Origin of the sequence: Thermomonas sp. (genome assembly GCF_041905325.1) — a bacterium.
Lineage (GTDB): Bacteria > Pseudomonadota > Gammaproteobacteria > Xanthomonadales > Xanthomonadaceae > Thermomonas.
In genome coordinates this window covers 361,311-378,945 of sequence record NZ_JAYRLK010000002.1, presented here as the reverse complement: position 1 = coordinate 378,945, position 17,635 = coordinate 361,311, and the positions used below count along the sequence as shown (strand labels likewise).

Below are 17,635 nucleotides of genomic sequence, written 5' to 3'. Positions count from 1 at the left end.
CGGCACAGCAGGAGCATCCCCATGCGCAATTCCTTCGCCACCCGCTCCGTCCTGCACGTTAACGGCAGAGCTTACGCTTTCCACAGCCTGCCGACGCTGGGCCGGCGCTTCGATCTCGCCCGTCTGCCGTATTCGCTGAAAATCCTGCTGGAAAACCTGCTGCGGCACGAGGATGGGGTGGGCGTGCTGCCCGCGCACATCGAGGCGGTGGCGAAGTGGAACCCGCAGGCGCTGCCGGACACCGAAATCGCGTTCATGCCGGCGCGGGTGATCCTGCAGGATTTCACCGGCGTGCCCTGCGTGGTGGACCTGGCGGCGATGCGCGACGCGGTGGTGAAGCTGGGCGGGCGGCCCGAGCAGATCAACCCGCAGATCCCGTCGGAACTGGTGATCGACCATTCGGTGCAGGTCGACGTGTTCGCCCGTGCCGATGCGCTGGACGAGAACGGCCGCATCGAATTCGAGCGCAACGCGGAGCGCTACGGCTTCCTGCGCTGGGGCCAGAAGGCATTCGCCGACTTCAAGGTGGTGCCCCCCAGCACCGGCATCGTCCACCAGGTGAACCTGGAATACCTGGCGCGGGTGGTGATGACCCGCGAGATCGCGGGCGAGACCTGGGCGTTCCCCGACACCCTGTTTGGTACCGACAGCCACACCACCATGGTCAACGGGCTGGGCATCCTGGGCTGGGGTGTGGGCGGCATCGAGGCCGAAGCGGCGATGCTGGGGCAGCCGTCGTCGATGCTGATCCCGCAGGTGGTGGGCTTCGAGCTGACCGGCAAGCTGCCGGAAGGTGCCACCGCCACCGACCTGGTGCTGACCGTCACCCAGATGCTGCGCCAGCATGGCGTGGTCGGCAAATTCGTGGAGTTCTTCGGCGACGGTTTGCAGCATCTGCCGCTGGCCGACCGTGCCACCATCGGCAACATGTCGCCGGAATACGGCGCGACCTGCGCGATCTTCCCGATCGACGCCGAATCGCTGCGCTACCTGCATCTGTCAGGTCGCAGCAGCGAGCAGATCGCGCTGGTGGAAACCTATGCCAAGGCGCAGGGCCTGTGGCACGACGCCGGCAGCCCGCGCGCGCAGTACAGCTCCACGCTGGCGCTGGACATGGCCACCGTGCAGCCCTCGCTGGCGGGCCCCAAGCGCCCGCAGGACCGCGTACTGCTGGCGGACATGCAGACTGCCAGCGGCAGCGCCATCGCCCAGCTCACCGCCGCGCGTGACAAGCGCAGCAGCGAGGTGGCCGACTTCATCGCCGAAGGCGGTGGCGCCGCGGTGGGCAACGAACAGCACGGCAAGGGCCAGGCCGACATCGCCCTCGACGGCCAGCACATGCGCCTGAAGGACGGCGCGGTGGTCATCGCCGCCATCACCTCCTGCACCAACACCTCCAACCCCGCGGTGATGGTCGCGGCCGGCCTGCTGGCCCGCAACGCCGCCGCGCGCGGGCTGACCCGCAAGCCGTGGGTGAAGACCTCGCTGGCGCCGGGCTCGCGGGTGGTGACCGACTACCTGCAGAAGGCCGGCCTGCTGGACGAGCTGGAGAAGATCGGCTTCTACACCGTGGGCTACGGCTGCACCACCTGCATCGGCAACTCCGGGCCGCTGCCGGTGGAGGTGAGCGCCGGGATTGCTGCCGGCGACCTGTGCGTGGCATCGGTACTGTCCGGCAACCGCAACTTCGAAGGCCGCATCCACGCCGAAGTGAAGATGAACTACCTCGCCAGCCCGCCGCTGGTGGTGGCCTACGCGCTGGCCGGCAGCACCACGGTGGACTTGACCTGCGAACCGCTGGGCAGCGACCGCGACGGCAACCCGGTCTACCTGAAGGACATCTGGCCCAGCAGCGCGGAGATCCATTCCACCATCGCCGCCACCATCGGCCCGGACATGTTCAAGGCCAACTACGCCGACGTGTTCAAGGGCGATGCGCGCTGGAACGGCATCGCCTCGCCCGACGGCCAGCTGTACGCCTGGAGCGGCGATTCCACCTACATCAAGAACCCGCCCTACTTCGACGGCATGACCATGGCGGTGGGCCGCATCGACGACATCGCCGGCGCGCGCGTGCTGGGCTACTTCGGCGATTCCATCACCACCGACCACATCAGCCCGGCCGGCAGCATCAAGAAGGATTCGCCCGCCGGCCGCTACCTGCTGGCGCGCGGCGTGCAACCCGCCGACTTCAACAGCTACGGCAGCCGGCGCGGCAACGACGACGTGATGGTGCGCGGTACCTTCGCCAACATCCGCATCAAGAACCGCTTCTTCGATGGCGAGGAAGGCGGCAACACGCTGTACTTCGGCACGCAGCCGCCGGAGAAACTGGCGATCTTCGATGCCGCGATGAAGTACAAGGCCGACGGTACCCCGCTGCTGGTCATCGCCGGCAAGGAGTACGGCACCGGCTCCAGCCGCGACTGGGCGGCCAAGGGCACCCTCCTGCTGGGGGTGAAGGCGGTAATCGCGGAAAGCTTCGAGCGCATCCACCGCAGCAACCTGGTGGGCATGGGCGTGCTGCCGCTGCAGTTCAAGGACGGCCAGACCGCGACCACGCTGGGCCTGAGCGGCACCGAGACCTACGCCATCACCGGCCTGGCCGATGGCAGCAGCAAGACCGCCACCGTCACCGCCACCGGCGACGACGGCACCGCGGTGGTGTTCGAGGTAGACGTGCTGCTGCTCACCCCGAAGGAAGTGGAATACGCCCGCCACGGTGGCGTTTTGCAGTACGTGCTGCGGCAACTGGCGGGGCGCTGACCACCGCAGGCGGGGGCTTGCCGCGGGCCGCTTGTCAAGAGTGACGCCATCGCCCCGGCACCGGACAATGGCGGATTCCGATTTGCATGAATCCGCCCCGATGACCGACGTTTCCCCCGCCCTCGCCCGCAAGATCGCCTCCACCATCGCCGGGGAAATCGGCGCACAGCCCGCGCAGGTACAGGCGGCGGTGGGGCTGCTGGACGAAGGCGCCACCGTCCCCTTCATCGCGCGCTACCGCAAGGAAGTCACCGGCGGGCTGGACGATACCCAGCTGCGCAACCTGGAAACCCGGCTGACCTACCTGCGCGAGCTGGAGGACCGCCGCGCCGCGATCCTGTCCAGCATCGAAGAGCAGGGCAAGCTGACCGACGCGCTGCGCGCCGACATCGACGCCGCCGACAGCAAGTCGCGCCTCGAAGACCTCTACCTGCCGTACAAGCAGAAGCGCCGCACCCGCGCCCAGATCGCCCGCGAAGCCGGGCTGGAGCCGCTGGCCGACGGCCTGCTGGCCGACCCGACGCAGGTGCCGGAAGAGTTCGCCGCCGGCTTCGTGGATGCCGACAAGGGCGTCGCCGACGCCAAGGCCGCGCTGGAAGGCGCGCGTGCGATCCTGATCGAACGCTGGGGCGAGGACGCCGCGCTGCTGGGCGAACTGCGCGAGTGGCTGGCGCGCGAAGGCCTGATCCGCGCGAAGGTGGTGGACGGCAAGGAGGCCGCGGGGGAGAAATTCCGCGACTACTTCGACCACGCCGAGCCGCTGGCGAAGATCCCCTCGCACCGCATGCTGGCGCTGCTGCGCGGCCGGCGCGAGGAATTCCTGCAGCTGGACCTCGACCCCGGTACGGATGCCGAGGCGGGTCACCAGTACGCCGAGGGGCGCATCGCCCTGCACGCCGGCATCGACACGCGCGGCCGCGCCGCGGACACCTGGCTGCGCAACGCGGTGCGGCTGGCGTGGCGCGCCAAGATCCACATGCACCTGCTGCTGGACCTGTTCAACCAGGCACGCGAGAAGGCCGAGGGCGAGGCCATCGCCGTGTTCGGCGACAACCTCAAGGACCTGCTGCTGGCCGCGCCGGCCGGCCCGAAGGCCGTGCTGGGCCTCGATCCCGGCCTGCGCACCGGCGTCAAGGTGGCGGTGGTGGATGCCACCGGCAAGCTGGTCGCCACCGACACCATCTATCCGCATGAGCCGCGTCGCCAATGGGACCAGTCGCTGGCGACGCTGAAGAAGCTCTGCCTCGCCCACGGCGTGCAGCTGATCGCCATCGGCAACGGTACCGCCTCGCGCGAGACCGACAAGCTGGCCGGCGACCTGCTCAAGCTGGTGCCAGAGCTGAAGGCGCAGAAGATCGTGGTGAGCGAAGCCGGGGCATCGGTGTATTCGGCCTCGGAGCTGGCGGCGAAGGAGTTCCCGACCCTCGACGTGTCGCTGCGCGGCGCGGTCTCCATCGCCCGCCGCCTGCAGGATCCGCTGGCCGAACTGGTGAAGATCGAACCCAAGGCGATTGGCGTCGGCCAGTACCAGCACGACGTGGACCAGTACCGCCTCGCGCGCGCGCTGGATGCGCGGGTGGAGGATTGCGTGAACGCCGTCGGCGTGGACGTGAACACCGCCTCCAGCGCCCTGCTGGCGCGGGTCTCCGGCCTGTCCGCCACGGTGGCGGAGAACATCGTCGCGCACCGCGATGCCAACGGCGCGTTCAAGTCGCGCAAGGCGCTGCTGAAGGTGCCGCGCCTCGGGGACAAGACCTTCGAGCAGTGCGCGGGCTTCCTGCGCATCATGGACGGCGAGCAACCGCTCGATGCCTCTTCCGTGCACCCCGAGGCCTATCCGGTGGTCGAGCGCATCCTCGCGGCCGGCGGCAAGCCGGTGAAGCAGATCATCGGCGACAGCGCGTTCCTGCGTTCGCTCAAGCCATCGCAGTTCACCGACGAGCGCTTCGGCGAACCCACCGTGCGCGACATCCTGAAGGAGCTGGAGAAACCCGGCCGCGACCCGCGTCCGGAGTTCAAGGCCGCCACTTTTGCAGACGGGGTTGAGGACATCCGCGACCTCAAGCCCGGCATGGTGCTGGAGGGTGTGGTCAGTAATGTTGCTGCGTTCGGCGCGTTCGTGGACATCGGCGTGCACCAGGACGGATTGGTGCACATCTCCGCGCTGTCCGACCGCTACGTGAAGGATCCGCGCGAAGTCGTGAAGGCCGGCGATATCGTCAAGGTCAAGGTGCTGGAGGTGGACGTGGCGCGCAAGCGCATCGCCCTGACCCGGCGCATGGACGATCCGGTGGGCGAGGCGCGTCCCGACGAACGCGGCCCACGTCGCGACGACCGCAACAGCCGCCCCGCACCCAAAGCCATGCAGGCCGCGCAGCAGAAGGCCCCGTTCAACAGTGCGATGGCGGATGCCTTGAAAGGACTGCGGCGCAACTGAACCCGCATGGGCGCCGCCGCCTGCCTCGACGACGGCGCTCAGTCCTTCAGGGCGTGAATCCCAGGCAGGTTGCGGCCCTGCTCATGGAAGTCCATGCCGTAACCGAACACGAAGGCATCCGGCACCTGCACGCCGACGTGATCCGCACGGATGCCATCGACGCAACGGCCATGGACTTTCTCCGCCAGCACCGCGATGCGCACTTCGGCCGCCCCCTGATCCTCGCACCACTGCTTCACCGCCAGCAGGGTGTGGCCTTCGTCGAGGATGTCGTCGGCCAGCAGCACCTTGCGGTCGCGCAGCGGCGTAGCCGGGCGATGCAACCACGCCAGCCCGGAACCGCTGGTCTGGCCGCGATAGCGGGTCGCATGCAGGTAATCGAACTGCAAGTCCAGCCCGCGCTCGCCCAGCGCGAATGCCAGCTGCGAAGCGAACGGCATGCCACCGTTCATCACCGTGAGGTACAGCGGCACCTCGCCAGGCGCATAGGCATCGCGCAACGCGTCGGCCATGCGTTCGATCGCCGCCTCCAGCGCCGCGCGGTCGAACAGCAGGTGCGACGACGCCAATGCGTCGGTCAACTTCGGTACGGTCATGCCACGTCTCCCACGGTATTGGCACCGGAACGCGCACCTGCGTCCAGCACGGTTTCATGCAAATCCCCCAGCCTGGCCTGCACTGCGGGCCGGCGTGGGTCGGCCAGCAAGGCATCCCAGCCTGGCGCTCCGCGCCCCAGCAATGCCGCCAAGGCAAGGGTGTTGGACACGCGTCCGGCCATCGCCTGCAAGGCCTCGTCCACCACATCCACATGGCAGACCAGCACGGCATCGCATCCGGCGTCCAGGTGCGCGTTGACGCGCGCCGCGATGCCGCCGGCCGCATGCGCCGCCGCCATGCTGATGTCATCGGAAAACACCGCGCCGCGAAATCCCAGCCCGCCATCGGCAACCGCACCACGCAGGATGCCGCCGATCCAGCGCGCGGAATACCCGGCCGGCTCCAGTGCCACCTGCGGGTAGGTCACATGCGCCATCATCACCGCCTGCGCGCCGGCCTCGATGCCGGCCACGAACGGCAACAGGTCGGCAGCACGCAATTCCTCCAGCGTGCGCGGGTCGTTGGCCATGTCGAAATGGGTGTCTTCCTGCACCGAGCCATGCCCGGGAAAATGCTTGAGCGTGGCGACCATGCCGGCTTCGTGCATGCCCGCCACGTAGGCCCGGGCGAACGCGGCCACCACCTGCGGGTCCGCGGAAAAGGCGCGGTTGCCGATGGCGCGGTTGCCGCGCCCCAGGTCCACCACCGGGGCGAAACTGAGGTCGATGCCGGTGGCGCGGATTTCGCTGGCCATCAGCCAGGCGTGCTCGCGCGCCAACGCCAGCGCGGCATCGGCATCGCGCCGGTACAACGCCTCGAATCCCTGCAACGCCGGCAGCGCGCTGTAGCCTTCGCGGAAGCGCTGCACGCGGCCGCCTTCCTGGTCCACGCACAGCAGCAACGGGCGCGGCGTGGCTTCACGGATGGCCTGCACCAGTTCCGCCACCTGCGCGCGGCTGGCGAAATTGCGGGAAAACAGGATCACGCCGGCGCAGGCATCGTGCTGCAACCATTCGTGTTCGCGCGGCGTCAGGACGTGCCCGCCAAGGCCGATGACCAGCATTTATGCATTCTCCAGGTCGCGGGCGGCGCGCTCGTCCTCGCGCCATTGCGAGAACGGGCGCGAGGCCAGCGCCAGATTGTAGTAGCGCGCGGCATGGGTGGCTTCGACGCCCACCCAATCGGGCTGCGCGAAGGTTTCGTCCTCGCCCGCCAGCTCGATCTCGGCCACCACCAGCCCGGCGTTGTCGCCGAGGAACTCATCGACTTCCCACAAATGGCCGGCATGCTCGACGTAATGGCGGTTCTTCTCGACCAGCCCGCCCACGCACAACTTGAGCAGCGCACGCGCCTCCGGCACCGGCACCGGGTATTCGAACTCCTGCCGGGTCGTGCCCAGTTCGCGCGACTTGATGTTGAGAAAGGCAGCGTCGCCTTCGATGCGCACCCGCACCGAGGCCCGCATCGCGCCGGAGTCCACCAGCGCCAGGTCATTGAGGTAGCCCTGCGCCATCGGCACCACCTTGTGCGCCGCCGCGCGCCAGCCGTCGTTGCGCGGCAGGAACTTGCGCTCGATCTCGATGCCCATGCTCAGTTCTTCTTCGGCGGATCGAACACCGCGATGGATTCGACGTGCGCGGTGTGCGGGAACATGTCCATCACGCCCGCCTCGCGCAGCGTCCAGCCGGCCTCGTTGACCAGCCAGCCGGCATCGCGCGCCAGCGAACCCGGGTGGCAGCTGACGTAGACGATCTTCTTCAGGCCCTTCAGCGGCAATTGCTTGAGCACCTCGATCGCACCGGCGCGGGCCGGGTCCAGCAGCAGCTTGTCGAACCCCTGCTTCAGCCACGGCTGCCCGGCCAGGTCCTGGGCCAGGTCGGCGGCGAAGAACTGCACGTTACCCATGCCGTTGTGCTCGGCATTCAAACGCGCCCGCGCCACCAGCCCGGCGTCGCCTTCCACCCCGATCACCGCGCCGTCGCCGGACGCGCGCGCCAGCGGCAGGGTGAAGTTGCCCAGCCCGCAGAACAGGTCCAGCACGCGTTCGCCCGGCTGCACGTCCAGCAGGTCCAGCGCGCGGGCGATCATCGCCGCGTTCAACTTGGCATTGACCTGGATGAAATCGAGCGGGCGGAACAGCAGCTCCACGTCCCACTGCGGCAGCCGGAACGAAAGCTGCGGCACTTCCCCGCCGAGCGGATGCACGGAATCGTTGCCGCCGGGCTGCAGGAAGATGGCGAACCCATGCGCCTGCCCGAACGCGGCCAGCTTCGCCCGGTCCGCCTCCGACAACGGCTGCAGGTGCCGGAACACCAGCGCGATGGCGGCATCGCCGGCGATGAACTCGATCTGCGGGATGTCGCGGCGCGCGTCCATCCCGTCCACCAGCGCGCCCAGCGCGTCCAGCTTGAAGCCCAACTGCGGGATGACGGTATGGCACTGCCGCAGGTCGGCGACGAAACGCGGGTCGGTTTCGCGGAACCCCACCAGCGTCTTGTCCTTCTTTTCCACCCGCCGCACCGACAGCCGGCCCTTGCGGCGATAACCCCAGCTGTCCGCTTGCAGCGGCGGCAATACTGCGCCGGGTGCGACATGGCCGATGCGTTGCAGGTTGTCCAGCAGCACCTGTTGCTTGTAGGCGATCTGCTTGCCCTCCTCCAGATGCTGCAACACGCAGCCGGCGCAGACGCCGAAGTGCGGGCAGCGCGGGGTCACGCGGTCGGGGGAGGCTTGCAGCACCTCCAGCGTCCTGGCTTCGTCGAAATGCTTGGAGCGCGCGGTCTGCTGCACGGACACGGTTTCGCCCGGCAATGCGCCGGCCACGAACACCGCCTTGCCGGCCTGCGGATGGCCGTCCGGCCAGTGGGCAACACCGCGACCGTCATGGCTGAGATCGCGGATGGAAACGGTTTTCGGGGTCTGGTCGAGGCGGGCCACGGGACGAAAGGTTGCTGGGTGGCCGGCCATTGTCGCAGACCTGAGCACAAAGCCCGAGAGCGCAGGGGGACGCAGGCGGTATCCTTAGCGTTTTGCCGAATCATGGATACGCCGCATGCCCGCGCTGACCAGCCAGCTTGACCTCCGCTCGCAGGACTTCCTCGACAACGCCGCCTTCCACCGCGCACTGGTGGCCGAACTCGACCGCCGGCTGGCGCGCGCGGCTGACGGTGGCGGCGAACAGGCCCGCGCCAAGCACACCGCCCGCGGCAAGCTGCTGCCGCGCGAGCGCATCGATGCCCTGCTCGACCCGGGCGCGCCGTTCCTCGAGATCGCGCCGCTGGCCGCCGAGGGCATGTACGACGATGCCGCACCCGCCGCCGGCATGATCTGCGGCATTGGCCGGGTGATGGGGATCGAGGTGGTCATCGTCGCCAACGACGCCACCGTCAAGGGCGGCACCTACTTCCCGATGACGGTGAAGAAGCACCTGCGCGCGCAGGAAGTGGCCCGCGAGAACCGCCTGCCCTGCGTCTACCTGGTCGATTCCGGCGGCGCCTTCCTGCCGCTGCAGGACGAGGTGTTCCCGGACAAGGAGCACTTCGGCCGGATCTTCTACAACCAGGCCCGGCTCTCCGCGGAAAACATCCCGCAGATCGCGGTGGTGATGGGCAGCTGCACCGCCGGCGGCGCCTACGTGCCGGCGATGTGCGACGAATCGGTGATCGTCAAGGAACAGGGCACGATCTTCCTCGGCGGCCCGCCTCTGGTGAAGGCGGCCACCGGCGAAGTGGTCGATGCCGAAACGCTGGGCGGCGCGGACGTGCACACCTCGATTTCAGGCGTGGCCGACCATTTCGCCGAGGACGACCGCCACGCGCTGGAAATCGCGCGCGGGATCGTCGGCACCTTCAACCGCAAGAAGGTGCTGCCGGTGGCGACCCAGCCGGCGCGCGAGCCGCTGTACGCCGCCGAGGAGCTGTACGGCATCGTGCCGAAGGACGCCCGCCGTCCGTTCGACATCCGCGAGGTCATCGCCCGCATCGTCGACGGCAGCGAACTGCAGGAGTTCAAGGCGCGCTACGGCAAGACCCTGGTCACCGGCTTCGCCCACCTGCACGGCTACCCGGTCGGCATCGTCGCCAACAACGGCATCCTGTTCGCCGAATCCGCGCTCAAGGGCGCGCACTTCATCGAACTGTGCAACCAGCGCGGCATCCCGCTGGTGTTCCTGCAGAACATCACAGGCTTCATGGTCGGCAAGAAGTACGAACAGGCCGGCATCGCCAAGGACGGCGCGAAGATGGTGACCGCGGTGGCGTGCTCGCACGTGCCCAAGTTCACCGTGGTGATCGGCGGCAGCTTCGGCGCCGGCAACTACGCGATGTGCGGCCGCGCCTACGGCGCGCGCTTCCTGTGGATGTGGCCGAACGCACGCATTTCCGTGATGGGCGGCGAGCAGGCGGCATCGGTACTGGCGACGGTCAAGCGCGACGGCATCGAGGCCAAGGGCGGGGTCTGGACGCCGGACGAGGAAGACGCGTTCAAAGCGCCCATTCGCCAGCAATACGAAGACCAGGGCAACCCGTATTACGCCACCGCGCGGCTGTGGGATGACGGCATCATCGACCCCGCCGATACCCGCCGCGTACTGGGGTTGGGGTTGTCGGCATCGCTCAATGCGCCGATCGAAGATCGCACGCGTTTCGGCGTGTTCCGGATGTGATGCGGGCCACGCCGGAGTTCGCGTATTCAGGCAACAAGATGCTGTAAATGGTGATAGCCTCGGGAGTTCGCCCCGAGGAGACTGCGCATGGCCATCTGGAAAGACACGAGCCCGGCCCCCAAGGCCAATGACAGCACCCGCTTCGATTTCGCTCCGCCGCCCCCGGCGGCAGATCCGGCACCGGCCAACACCCCCTCTTCCGTGCGCGCCGTGGAAACACCCGCCCGGGAGTCGGTGATCGCCTCGGACCTGACCATCGAAGGCAAGATCGAAGGCAGTGGCCATATCCGCATCGCCGGCAAGTTCAAGGGTGACATCAAGGTGCAGGGCAACCTGGGTATCGACCAAGGCGCCAAGGTCTCCGGTGGCGTATCCGCCAACAAGGTGACGCTGGCCGGCGACCTGGAGGGGAACATCAGTGGCGCGCAACAGGTGGAACTGCTGTCCACCGGCGTCATCAACGGTGATCTGAAGGCCGGCAGCCTGACCGTGGCGGCCGGCAGCCGCATCCGCGGCCACGTCGAATGCGGCTGGGGCAAGGACGACAAGCCCGCCGCGAAGCCGGAGAACGGCAGCGCCGCATGAGCGCCGCCCGCAGCGGCGTGGCGGGCGCCACCCGCCCCTGCCCGCATTGCAAGGCGCTGATCCTGGAAAGCGCGGCGGTCTGCCCGGCCTGCCGTGGCCACCTGCGTTTCGACACCCCGGCCACGGCCGCCAGCGAGCGCAGCGTGCCGTTGAAGGTGGAAGGCAATCTCGAGGCCCCCGGCTCGGATGCGCTGGAATACACCGTGGTGGTGGTGGTCCGCAATGAACGCGGCGAAGAAACCGCCCGCCACGTCGCCGGCGTGGGCGCAGTCTTCCCCGGCGCACCACACAGCTTCAGCGTGACCGTGGAAGCAACCACCGCAGCGGCCGGCAAACGCCGGCTGCGGCATTGATCAAGCGCCGAACAACGCCTGCATCCGCGTCGCATCGGGCCGTTCCAGCACCCCGCGCTCCGTCACGATGGCATCGATCAAGCCATGCGGGGTGACGTCGAAGACCGGATTCCAGGCACGCACGCCCTCGGCCACGGTGCGACGGCCCTTGTAGGACAGAAGTTCGCCGGGGTCGCGCTCTTCGATCTCGATGAGATCGCCCTGCGCCGTGGCCATGTCCACGGTGGAGGACGGTGCCACCACCATGAACTTCACCCCATGATGCTTCGCGGCGATCGCCAGCTGATAGGTGCCGATCTTGTTGGCGGTATCACCATTGGCGCAGATGCGGTCGGCCCCCACCACCACCCACTGCACCTGCCCGGTCTTCATCAGGTGCGAGGCGGCGGAATCGGCGATCAGGGTGGCATCGATGCCGTCTTGCGCCAACTCCCACACGGTCAACCGCGCGCCCTGGTTCCACGGCCGGGTTTCGGTGGCGAACACGCGCGCGATGCGGCCGTCGGCCACGCCGGCGCGGATCACGCCCAGCGCGGTGCCGAAGCCGGATGTAGCCAGCGAGCCGGTATTGCAGTGGGTCAGCACGCCGCTGCCGGACGCGATCAGCGCGGCACCGGCACGCCCCATGGCGCGATTGGCGGCAAGATCTTCGGCCTCGATGGCGCGGGCCTCCCGTTCCAGCGCATCGCACCAGTCGCGGCCGGCACCCGCCAGCACGCGGCGCATCCGCGTCAGCGCCCAGGCCAGGTTGACGGCGGTGGGACGGGCCGCATTCAGGCGCTGCAAGGCCGGCTCCAGTTGCCGCGCGGCGTCAACCGGGTCGCCGGTTTCCAGCCCGCGTCCGGCCAGCACCACGCCCCAGGCTGCGGCGATGCCGATGGCGGGCGCGCCGCGCACGGTCAACGCGCGGATGGCTTCGGCCACCTCGTCGCTGCTGCGACATGCTGCATGAACCACGGTATACGGCAGGATGCGTTGGTCCAGCAGTTCCAGCGCGTCTCCAGTCCAGCGGATCGGGCGCACATGGTCGTAACGGTCGTAATCGATGTCGAGTCCATTCATGCGCCCATTTTAACCATGACCGGAGTCACGCATTGGCGGGTGCGGCATGCCCGCACCCGCCAGGCAGGCATCAGAAGCTGCGGAACTCCGCGCGACAGCCCTGCGCCACCCAGATGCCGCGGTTTCCATACCCCCAGGTACGCCCCTCGATGCATGCGGCATTGGACAATTGCCGCAACAGTTGCACCCCGGCGCGGGTGTTGGCCGCGCATTCGATGTAGCGGCCGTCGATGGATTCGCAGCGGAACGTGCGGCCACGATCGCCGTAGTCGGAGTTCCCCCAGCCGCCGCCATGGCCGCCGCGGGCGGCGGCAAATTCGCCCCGGCAACCATCCGTGACCCACACGCTGCCACGGTCGCCCCCCCAGCTGCGCCCCTCGATGCACGGCGAGCGGGAAAGCTGCCGCATCAACTGCGCACGGCCACGGTCTGGAAGGTTGCAACGACGGAAGCGCCCGTCATCGGATTCGCAGCGCACGGTTTGCCCGATACCGCCATACCCGCCGCCGTAGCCGCCCGCATAACCGAACACGCGGAAATCGGCGCGGCAACCATCCGACACCCAAACGCCCCGCCGGCCCTGCCCCCAGGTACGGCCTTCGATGCAGGGGCTGCGCGACAGTTGACGCTCAAGCATCATGCGTCCACCACTGGCGGGACACTCGCGGGTGCGGCCGTCGATGGACTCGCAGCGCACCACATCGCCGCGATAACCATCCGGCAGGTAGGACTGGGCCGCCACGGGAGCGGCAGCAAACGCGGCCAGCACGGCAACCGCAGCAGCAATAAAGGTACGCATGATCCTCCTCCTCACTCGGCCCGGCATGGGCGCGATCCTCGTGCATGGACTGTAAGCAACCCGGATGAATCGCGGGCAAAAATCCGGCATCTCCCCCGGATTCGGATACCACGCATTCAGTTTTGCATTCAGGCCTGGCTGAAGTCGAACGCCAGCACCTCGGCAATCCGCGATGTGCCTTGCAACGCCATCAGCAGCCGGTCCACCCCCAGCGCCACCCCGGCACAAGCCGGCAGGCCGTGTTCCAGCGCCGCCAGCAGCGGCGCATCCAGCGGGATCGCCGGCAGACCGCGCTGCGCGCGCACCTGCGCATCGCGCTCGAAGCGCGCCCGCTGCTCCTGCGCATCGCGCAGCTCGTGGTAGCCGTTGGCCAGCTCCAGCGGGCCCAGATACAACTCGAAGCGTTCCGCCACCGGCGGATCATCTTCGCGAATGCGCGCCAGCGCCGCCTGCGAGGCCGGCCAGTCGTGCACCGCCAGCAGCACGTCGCTGCCGAACAGCGGCTGCAGCCGGTGGGTCATCAGCAGGTCCAGCCAATCGTCGCGGGTCAGGCCCTCGGGATCGATGCGCACCTCGCCCAGCGCGCTGCGCAGGGTATCGACGTCGGCAGTCAGCGGGTCGAGCTGGAGGTGCTGCCAGTACAGATCGCGGAAGGTCGTGACCACCGGCACGGCGTCGCGCCCCACCAGCGCCAGCGCGGCGCGGATCAGCGCCACGGTTTCATCGAGCAGGCGCAGGTGATCCCAGCCGACGCGATACCACTCCAGCATGGTGAACTCGGGGTTGTGGCGGCCGCCGGCCTCGCCGTCGCGGAACACGCGGCCCAGCTCGTAACAGTCGCCGATGCCCGCCGCCAGCAGTCGCTTGAGCGCGAATTCGGGCGAAGTGCGCAGCCAGCGCGTGCGCGGCGCGCCGTCGGTGCGGCCGGAAAACTGCAGCGAGAACGAGGCGATGTTCGGTTCGGTGTTGCCGGAGCGCGACAGCACCGGGGTTTCCACTTCCAGCACAGCGCGGGAATGAAAGAACTCGCGCACGAGGCGATTGAAGGCGGCGCGCAGGCGCAACGCATCGAATGTCGCAGCCGGCTTCCAGAACTCGCTCTCCCCCGCCCGCGGGGCAGTCACGGTATTGCGCCTGCCCTGCTCCCCCGCCCGCGGGGCAGTCACGGTACTGCACCTGCCCTGCTCCCTCTCCCCCGCCTGCGGGGCAGTCACGGTACTGCGCCTGCCCTGCTCCCCCGCCCGCTGGGCAGTCACGGTACTGCGCCTGCCTTGCTCCCTCTCCCCCGCCTGCGGGGGAGAGGGTTGGGGTGAGGGGGAAAAACGACTGCCCTTGCCACGCATCGTCAGCCCATGCCCCGGCTGCACGGAACCCTCCGCCAGCGCCCGACAAATCGCATCCAGCACGTCTTCCGTCTGGCCGAGCACTTCGTGATTCCAGAACCGCAATACCCGATAACCAGCCGCCTGCAAGGCGCTGGTGCGCGTGCGGTCGTACTCCGCCCGATCGAGATGCTGCCCGCCATCGGCCTCCACGACCAGTTTCCGTTCGACACAGGCGAAGTCGGCGACGTAGCCGCAGACGCGGTGCTGGCGGCGGAACTTGTATCCGAGTTGCTGGTTGCGCAGATGCGACCAGAGCCGTTGTTCGGCATCGGTCGGCTCGGCGCGCATGTGTTTGGCGTTGTCCATCCACTTCCCCCCTCACCCCACCCCTCTCCCCCGCAGGCGGGGGAGAGGGGGCCACAGCAAAGCAGCAGGCATTCAGCCCCTCTTTTCCCCACCTGCCCCCTCTCCCCCGCCTGCGGGGGAGAAGGAGCCACAGCAAAGCAGCAGGCATTCAGCCCCTCTTTTCCCCACCTGCCCCCTCTCCCCCGCCTGCGGGGGAGAAGGAGCCACAGCAAAACAGCTGGCATTCAGCCCCTCTTTTCCCCACCTGCCCTGCCCCCTCTCCCCCGCCTGCGGGGGAGAGGGTTGGGGTGAGGGGGGCTGTCAGGCATGCTGCGCCAAAAATACCAGCAGGCGCGCTTCATCCCAGACCTCGATGCCAAGTTCCTCGGCCTTGGCCAGCTTGGAACCGGCCTCGCTGCCGGCGACCACGAACGAGGTCTTCTTCGACACGCTGCCGGCGGCCTTCGCGCCCAGCGCCTCGAGCTTCTCCTTCGCCTCGTCGCGCCCCATCGACGCCAGCGTGCCGGTCAGCACCACGGTCTTGCCGTCCAGCGGCCCGACCGCCTGTGCGCTGCGCTCGGGCAGGCGCGCGCGCAGCTCCGCCTGCGCCTGCGCGGCGCGCAGCAGCAACCCGGCGTTGGCCTCGATCTCCAGCCACGCAACCAGCGCGCCGGCGGTCTCTGCGGGCAGGCCGGCGGTGACCAGGTTGTGCACGGGCGCATCCAGCAGCGCCTGTGCGTCGGCGAAGGCGCTGCCAAGCTGGCTTGCACGCAATTCGGTGAGTTTCGGGATCTCCAGATCGACCAGCAGCGTCGCCAGGTCCAGCGCCTCGGCCAGCTTCGGATTCGGCGCACGCGCATCGGTGATGCGCACGCCGCGCGCCAGCAAGCGGTCGATCACCTGCTGGTTGCCGGGCTGGTCGAGGAAATGACCGAGCGCGCGCGCGACTTCGCCACCAATGTCGGGCACGCGCTTGAACAGCGGCCACGGCAGGTGGCGGATCAGTTCGAGGTCGCCGAACCACTGCGCCAATGCCTTGGCGGTGCTTTCGCCGACGTGTTCGATGCCGAGCGCAAACAGGAAACGCGCCAGCGTGGTGTCGCGGCTGCGGTCGATCGCCTCGATCAGGTTGTCGGCCCATTTGGTCGCCACCTTGCCGGCCTTGACGGTCTCCGGCACGGTGCCGTCACGCTCGTCGGCGCGCCGCTTCATTTCCAGCAGGTCATCGAGGGTCAGGCGATACAGGTCGGACACGTCCTGCAGATAGCCGAATTCGGCCAGCGATTCGATGTAGCGCTCGCCGAGGCCGTCGATGTCCATCGCGCGGCGCGAAGCGAAGTGGAACACCGCCTGCACCCGTTGCGCCGGGCAACTCAGTTCACCCGAGCAGCGCCACACCGCGGTGCCCTCCTCGCGCACCACCTCCGCGCCGCAGACGGGGCAGCGCATCGGCATCGACCACGGCTGCGTACCGGCTGGCCGCTGCTCCAGCACCACCTGCACCACTTCCGGGATCACGTCGCCGGCCCGGCGCACGATCACCGTATCGCCATTGCGCACGTCCAGCCGCGCAACGTGGTCGGCGTTGTGCAGCGTCGCGCGGGTGACGGTGACACCGCCGACCTGCACCGGCTTCATCAGCGCCCACGGCGTCACCGCGCCGGTGCGGCCGACGTTGACTTCGATCGACTCCAGCACGGTCATCTGTTCCTGGGCCGGGAACTTGTGCGCGATGGCCCAGCGCGGTGCCCGCGACACGAAGCCCAGCTCGCGCTGGCCGGCGTAGTCGTCGAGCTTGTAGACCACGCCATCGATGTCGAACGGCAGGCCGTCGCGGGCCGCGCCGATGCGCTGGTAGTACGCCAGCAGCCCGTCGACGCCGGTCACCACCGTAGCGAGGTCGCTGACCGGAAATCCCCATTCGCGCAGCAGCGCCAGCGTGGCCGAATGGGTGGCCGGCAGCGCGCCGCCCGCAACCTCGCCGATACCGTAGGCGAAGAAGCTCAGCGGCCGCTGCGCGGTGACGGCCGGATCGAGCTGGCGCAGCGAACCGGCGGCGCCATTGCGGGGGTTGGCCAGCACCTTGCCGCCGTGCAGGCGCGCGTGTGCGTTGTACTTCTCGAAGTCGGCGCGGGGCATGTAGACCTCGCCACGCACTTCCAGCACGTCCGGCCAGCCACTGCCGCGCAGCTGCAACGGAATCGCCTTCAGCGTGCGCAAGTTCGCGGTCACGTCCTCGCCGCTGGCACCGTCGCCGCGGGTGGCGCCCTGCACGAACACGCCGTGCTCGTAGCGCAGGCTGATGGCGAGGCCGTCGAGTTTGGGCTCGGCGGAAAACGCGAGTGCGCCGCGGTCCAGCGTTTCGTCGATGCGGCGCACGAAATCGCGCACTTCCTTGTCCGGGTCTTCACCAGGCTTCGGATCGGGATTGGTGAACGCATTGCCCAGCGACAGCATCGGGATGGCATGGCGGACTTCGGCGAACCTGCCAGACGGCGCGCCGCCGACGCGCCGGGTGGGCGATTCGGCGGTCGCCAGTTCCGGATGCGCGGCTTCCAGTTCGTCCAGTTCGCGCAGCATCCGGTCGTACTCGGCGTCCGGGATGTCCGGCGCGTCGAGGACGTGGTAGCGGTAGCTGGCGTCTTCCAGTTTTTTCCGCAGCTCGGCGGCGCGTTCGGCGGGTGATGCGGTCATGACCGGATT

At 68.6% G+C, this 17,635-nt stretch carries 12 protein-coding genes and 2 pseudogenes; 5 read left to right on the top strand and 9 right to left on the bottom strand.

The window, feature by feature from the left end; genetic code table 11:
* Positions 1–21: 21 nt before the first annotated feature.
* Both acnA and ACE3OK_RS03945 read left to right on the top strand, forming a co-directional pair.
* Positions 22–2,766 carry an aconitate hydratase AcnA gene (gene acnA / locus ACE3OK_RS03950; protein WP_374248240.1) on the top strand — a complete coding sequence of 915 codons (2,745 nt, stop codon included), beginning with the start codon at positions 22–24 and terminating at the stop codon, positions 2,764–2,766.
* A gap of 100 nt (positions 2,767–2,866) precedes the next feature.
* Positions 2,867–5,102 (top strand): annotated as a pseudogene (locus tag ACE3OK_RS03945) (Tex family protein); the annotation flags it as partial.
* Between the two features lie 139 nt (positions 5,103–5,241).
* Here ACE3OK_RS03945 and ACE3OK_RS03940 read toward each other — a convergent pair.
* The 4 genes from ACE3OK_RS03940 to rlmD are packed head-to-tail and all read right to left on the bottom strand — an operon-like array spanning position 5,242 to position 8,767.
* Entirely contained in the window at positions 5,242–5,799 is a 558-nt protein-coding gene (locus ACE3OK_RS03940) for a hypoxanthine-guanine phosphoribosyltransferase (protein ID WP_374248239.1), read from the bottom strand.
* Positions 5,796–6,863 (bottom strand): beta-N-acetylhexosaminidase, encoded by a 1,068-nt coding sequence (nagZ, locus tag ACE3OK_RS03935; protein ID WP_374248238.1) that lies wholly within the window; start codon positions 6,861–6,863, stop codon positions 5,796–5,798. Before nagZ ends, ACE3OK_RS03940 begins: the two co-directional genes overlap by 4 nt.
* On the bottom strand, positions 6,864–7,388 hold the full coding sequence (locus tag ACE3OK_RS03930) for a CYTH domain-containing protein (protein ID WP_374248237.1): 525 nt from the start codon (positions 7,386–7,388) through the stop codon (positions 6,864–6,866). It abuts the gene before it with no gap.
* A gap of 2 nt (positions 7,389–7,390) precedes the next feature.
* Positions 7,391–8,767, bottom strand: coding sequence for a 23S rRNA (uracil(1939)-C(5))-methyltransferase RlmD (gene rlmD / locus ACE3OK_RS03925; protein WP_374248236.1), 1,377 nt, complete (start codon positions 8,765–8,767; stop codon positions 7,391–7,393).
* An 85-nt stretch (positions 8,768–8,852) separates the two neighbouring features.
* On the opposite strand from rlmD, the gene ACE3OK_RS03920 reads away from it, so the two are divergent.
* From ACE3OK_RS03920 to ACE3OK_RS03910, 3 genes are all read left to right on the top strand, one after another.
* Positions 8,853–10,463 (top strand): carboxyl transferase domain-containing protein, encoded by a 1,611-nt coding sequence (locus ACE3OK_RS03920; protein WP_374248235.1) that lies wholly within the window; start codon positions 8,853–8,855, stop codon positions 10,461–10,463.
* Positions 10,464–10,550: 87 nt separating this feature from the next.
* A complete protein-coding gene (locus ACE3OK_RS03915) occupies positions 10,551–11,048 on the top strand; it encodes a polymer-forming cytoskeletal protein (protein ID WP_374248234.1) in 498 nt (165 codons plus the stop codon).
* Positions 11,045–11,401 carry a hypothetical protein gene (locus tag ACE3OK_RS03910; RefSeq protein ID WP_374248233.1) on the top strand — a complete coding sequence of 119 codons (357 nt, stop codon included), beginning with the start codon at positions 11,045–11,047 and terminating at the stop codon, positions 11,399–11,401. Before ACE3OK_RS03915 ends, ACE3OK_RS03910 begins: the two co-directional genes overlap by 4 nt.
* On the opposite strand, the gene mtnA is transcribed toward ACE3OK_RS03910, so the two are convergent.
* The 5 genes and pseudogenes from mtnA to ligA all read right to left on the bottom strand — a co-directional run bounded on the left by mtnA (position 11,402) and on the right by ligA (position 17,626).
* On the bottom strand, positions 11,402–12,463 hold the full coding sequence (mtnA, locus tag ACE3OK_RS03905) for an S-methyl-5-thioribose-1-phosphate isomerase (protein ID WP_374248232.1): 1,062 nt from the start codon (positions 12,461–12,463) through the stop codon (positions 11,402–11,404).
* Positions 12,464–12,533: 70 nt separating this feature from the next.
* A complete protein-coding gene (locus tag ACE3OK_RS03900) occupies positions 12,534–13,262 on the bottom strand; it encodes a DUF3011 domain-containing protein (protein ID WP_374248231.1) in 729 nt (242 codons plus the stop codon).
* Between the two features lie 128 nt (positions 13,263–13,390).
* On the bottom strand, positions 13,391–14,386 hold the full coding sequence (gene epmA, locus ACE3OK_RS03895; protein WP_374248296.1) for an EF-P lysine aminoacylase EpmA: 996 nt from the start codon (positions 14,384–14,386) through the stop codon (positions 13,391–13,393).
* A 267-nt stretch (positions 14,387–14,653) separates the two neighbouring features.
* Positions 14,654–14,953, bottom strand: a pseudogene (locus ACE3OK_RS03890) (endonuclease domain-containing protein); the annotation flags it as partial.
* Between the two features lie 300 nt (positions 14,954–15,253).
* Positions 15,254–17,626, bottom strand: a complete 2,373-nt coding sequence (gene ligA / locus ACE3OK_RS03885) for an NAD-dependent DNA ligase LigA (RefSeq protein ID WP_374248230.1) — start codon at positions 17,624–17,626, stop codon at positions 15,254–15,256.
* Between the last annotated feature and the right edge of the window lie 9 nt (positions 17,627–17,635).